The following is a 3008-nucleotide window of genomic DNA, read 5'->3' as shown; positions in this document are numbered from 1 at the left end:
GGTCCCAGTATGCAGGGCACCGTCACTTAGATGCCTTGGGGTACCGATCAGTCGTCGTCACAGTCGTCGACATCGTGGTCGTGGTGCCTGGTCTTCGACGGCTTCGCGGTCTTCTTGGCGAGGACGTTTTCTTGGTGCCGGTCGCCGGAGCGGGCTTTCTGGTGGTCTTCCCCGGCGATGTCGTCTTCGTGGCCTTCAGAGCGAGCTGCGCGGCCGGTGCGGTCCGGTTGGGTCCGCAGTCGTCCGAGGGCGGGTCGGAACATCCGGACAGGACGCCGACTGCTATGCGCATGGGCGACTCCTTCGCGTCGTGTTCGGTTGGGCCGGTGCTGCTGTGCAGCGTGCCTGGTGTCAGCGGGCGGGGGCGGGCATGAGGCGGGGTAGTCGCAGGCAGAGCAGGGCGGTGGCGCAGGCGAGGGCTGCGAGGGTGAGGGCGAGTTGGGTGCCCAGGCCGGTGGACAGGAGGGCTGCGGCGAGGGCAGGGGCGACGAGGTTGCCGAGGGTGCGGGCCATGAGGAACGAGGCGTTGTAGCGGCCGCGCTCGTGGTCGGGGGCGAGGTCGTTGACGATGGGTGGCAGGCTGGTCGACATGAGGCATTCGCCGAGCGCGATGACGGCGGCGGCGGCGACCAGGCAGCCGGCCCACAGCCGGTCGGCCGACCAGACCAGCAGCCACGCCGCGCCCCACAGTGCACCGACGGCGGTGAGTGTGCGGTGGCGGGGCCAGGTGCGGGTCCAGCGCAGGACGGGCATCTGGGCGGCGACGACGGTGAGGGTGTTGGCGAGGTAGGCCAGGCCGAGCAGGCGGATGCCGGCACCGGTGATGCCGTAGGTGGCGGTCTTGAACTGGCCGAAGCCGACCAGGGTGAACAGCATGCCCAGGCCGCACAGCGCCCACAGCGGGCGGCTGCGCGGCAGCGCCTGCCGCAGCGGGATCCGCGTCTTACGGGCGGGGGTCGCCCCGCGCAGGGCGGGAACGGCGATGGCGAGGACGGCAAGGAGGAAGGTGGCGCCGTCGGCGGTGTAGGCGAGGGTGAAGGAGGAGGAGTGGTGGGTGTCGACGGCGAGGGCCGCGACCAGGCCGCCGGCGCCGAGGCCGAGGTTGAGGGAGAGGTAGCGCAGGGCGAAGGCGGTAGGGCGCTGCTCGGGCGGGATGAGGTGGCCGAGCAGGCTGTCCTGGGCCGGCAGAGCGATGGACAGGCCGCCGCCCATCAAAGCGATCGCCGCCACCACGGCCGCGAGCGAGTGCACCGCGCCGAGAGCCGCGGTGCTGACGGCGGCAACGGACAGTCCGATGACGGTGATGCGGCGGGCGCCGAGACGGTCGGCGAGCAGGCCGCCCAGCGGGTTGCCGAACACGCTCACCAGCGGCCCGACCGCCGCGGCCAGCGTCGCCAGGCCGAGCGGGATACCACGCACCGCATGCAGGTACACCACCAGCAGCGGGGCAGTCATCCCCGAGCCGAGGGCGGAGACAAGCTCCGAGCCCAGCACCCACCAGGCCCCCGGAGCCAGCCGGGGCAGCTTCGCCGCCAGCACGGACAGGCCCGGCACCCGCGGCCCCCCCGGGGCGGTGTGCGCTCCGCGGCGGCGCGTCACGCGGGCACATCCGGTGCGAGGGAGTCCAGGCCACGGCGGACCGCGGCCAGCAGCGGATGCCCCGGCTGGACCGAGGCATGAAGGACGGCCAGCGCCCGCCCCCACAACGACCCGGCACCATCCGGATCGCCGTTGCGACGGGCGAGGATCGCCAGGTTGTTCAACGTCACGGCGAGCTCCGGGTGCGCGGGCCCGAGCGCCCGTTCCTTCAGCCGCAGGCAGCGGCGAAACAACTCCTGCGCCCGGGCGTACTGTCCGCGCCGGTAGGCGAGCGCGGCCAGGTTGCCCACGGCGATGCCGGTCTCGTAGTGCTCCGGGCCGTAGGTCTCCTCGACCACCGCCAGCGCCGACGTCAGCAGCGCCTCGGCCTCCTCCAGCTCATCGAGCTCGATCAGTACCGGGGCCAGCGCCGCCTTGTCCAGCGCCACCTCCAGATGATCCGGCCCCAACGCCCGCTCCCGGACCGCGATCGCCCGCCGGCCCGGCTCCACCGCCGCCGCGAAATCACCGCGCGAGTGCGCCAGACCGCTCAGATTGTGGAACAACGAGGCGGCCGCCGGATCCTCCCCGAGATCCCCCTCCTCCAGGAGCAGCAGGGCCCGCCGGTAGAACACCTCGGCCTCGACGAACTTCCCCGAATACTTGAACAGGATCCCCAGCTGGTTGCACACCCCCACCAGCGGGCCCAGCGGCATGCCGGGCTCGCCGTCGGCGACGGCCAGCGCCCCGCGGAGCACCTCCTCCCCCTCCCCGTAGCGGCCCTGGATCCGGTGCAGGCCGCCCAGCAGTGTCCGCGCCCGCACCCACAAGGGAGCGTCCTCCGCATCCGCCGCCACCTCCCCGGCCAGAGCGAACAGCCGCTCCGCCCGCGGGAGGTCGCGTCCGTCCCTCGCCCGGATCCCCAAAGTGATCAACGCCTGTGCGACCCCCTCCGCTCCCGCACCGGCATCCACCCCAGCATCCGAAACCGCCGCGACCAGCCCGGCCGAATCGGCGTCAGCCCCATCCCGCTCTACCAAAAAACCGGCCACCGCATCCAGCAGCCCCTCGGACACCGCCACCATCGCTCACCCTCTCCGTCGGAAACAGAGCAGGGCCGTGCCACGGCACGGACCCCACCCTGCGAAAAAACGGAAACCGGTCTCCGGCGAGAACCCGAGCACCAACTCCGCCCCGCTTCATGCCGAACCGCATACTCGTCCGAGCAGCGGCACCGACCCTCACGGTCAGTACAGAAGCGCGACCTCGGCATGCTGTGAGTGCGAGCCGTCGTCGGTGAGCGCAGCCTCGGCGTGGTTGACGCTCAGGCCGTCGTCGGTGAGCGCAGCCTCGGCGTGGTTGACGCTCAGGCCGTCCTCGGTGAGCGCAGCCTCGGCGTGGTTGACGCTCAGGCCGTCCTCGGTGAGCGC

Annotated in this window: 4 protein-coding genes; 1 reads left to right on the top strand and 3 read right to left on the bottom strand. The window is 72.2% G+C overall.

Going from position 1 to position 3008, the window contains the following annotated elements:
• The coding region (locus ACFVZH_RS38880; RefSeq protein WP_384905173.1) for a hypothetical protein at positions 1 to 374 on the top strand (374 nt) is incomplete at its 5' end.
• On the opposite strand, the gene ACFVZH_RS38875 is transcribed toward ACFVZH_RS38880, so the two are convergent.
• The 3 genes from ACFVZH_RS38875 to ACFVZH_RS38865 form a co-directional block, all read right to left on the bottom strand.
• On the bottom strand, positions 352 to 1554 hold the full coding sequence (locus ACFVZH_RS38875; protein ID WP_384905171.1) for an MFS transporter: 1203 nt from the start codon (positions 1552 to 1554) through the stop codon (positions 352 to 354). The genes ACFVZH_RS38880 and ACFVZH_RS38875 overlap by 23 nt on opposite strands.
• Positions 1555 to 1595: 41 nt before the next feature.
• Complete coding sequence (locus ACFVZH_RS38870; RefSeq protein WP_384905169.1) at positions 1596 to 2663, bottom strand: tetratricopeptide repeat protein; 1068 nt, start codon at positions 2661 to 2663, stop codon at positions 1596 to 1598.
• A gap of 162 nt (positions 2664 to 2825) precedes the next feature.
• Positions 2826 to 3008 (bottom strand): hypothetical protein (locus ACFVZH_RS38865; RefSeq protein ID WP_384905167.1); only part of this gene is annotated, 183 nt, incomplete at its 5' end.

It is taken from the genome of Streptomyces sp. NPDC059534 (assembly GCF_042743475.1).
Lineage (GTDB): Bacteria > Actinomycetota > Actinomycetes > Streptomycetales > Streptomycetaceae > Streptomyces.
This window is presented reverse-complemented; position numbering and strand designations above follow the sequence as displayed.

Bases quoted from the DNA above. Each gene is read 5' to 3' on its own strand.
- ACFVZH_RS38870 (WP_384905169.1), bottom strand. From the start codon at position 2,663: ATGGTGGCGGTGTCCGAGGGGCTGCTGGATGCGGTGGCCGGTTTTTTG.